The sequence below is a fragment of the Burkholderia reimsis genome, from assembly GCF_003294055.1.
GTDB classification, from domain to species: domain Bacteria; phylum Pseudomonadota; class Gammaproteobacteria; order Burkholderiales; family Burkholderiaceae; genus Burkholderia; species Burkholderia cepacia.
In genome coordinates, this window is record NZ_QMFZ01000138.1 from 1 (window position 1) to 537 (window position 537).

The following is a 537-nucleotide window of genomic DNA, read 5'->3' on the forward strand; positions in this document are numbered from 1 at the left end:
CGGTCTGCGCTTGCTGTTTCGCCATGATGGTCATCCTCGATCGGTTCGTCGGTCAGTTCGCGCTTTCTGCGTCGGCAGCGCCATTCTCATGTCGCTCCGGCTTCGGTGCGGCCGCGAGCGACTTGAGTAGCGCCGGGTCCTGCAGCAGCTGCGTGACGAGCGCCTCCGCGCCCGACTTGCCATCCATGTAGGTCTGCAGGTTCGCGAGCTGCGTGCGGGCCTCGAGCAGCTGGCGCAGCGGTTCGACCTTGCGCGCGATCGCAGCCGGCGAAAAGTCCTCCATGCTCTCGAAGGTCATGTCGACCATCATCTGGCCTTCGCCCGTCAGCGTGTTCGCCACGGCAAACGCGACGCGCGGCCGGATCGCTTTCATGCGTTCATCAAAATTGTCGATGTCGATGTCAAGGAACCGCCGGTCCGACACGGCCGGCAGCGGCTCGACCGGATGCTTGCCTGACAGGTCGGCCAGCACGCCCATCACGAACGGCAGCTCGACCTTCTTCTCCGAACCGTAGACCTCGACGTCGTACTCGATCT

At 64.1% G+C, this 537-nt stretch carries 1 protein-coding gene; it reads right to left on the bottom strand.

Annotation, left to right across the window (positions count from 1 at the left end):
• Positions 1–52: 52 nt before the first annotated feature.
• A complete protein-coding gene (gene tssB / locus DPV79_RS41620; protein WP_244321920.1) occupies positions 53–535 on the bottom strand; it encodes a type VI secretion system contractile sheath small subunit in 483 nt (160 codons plus the stop codon).
• Positions 536–537: the final 2 nt, after the last annotated feature.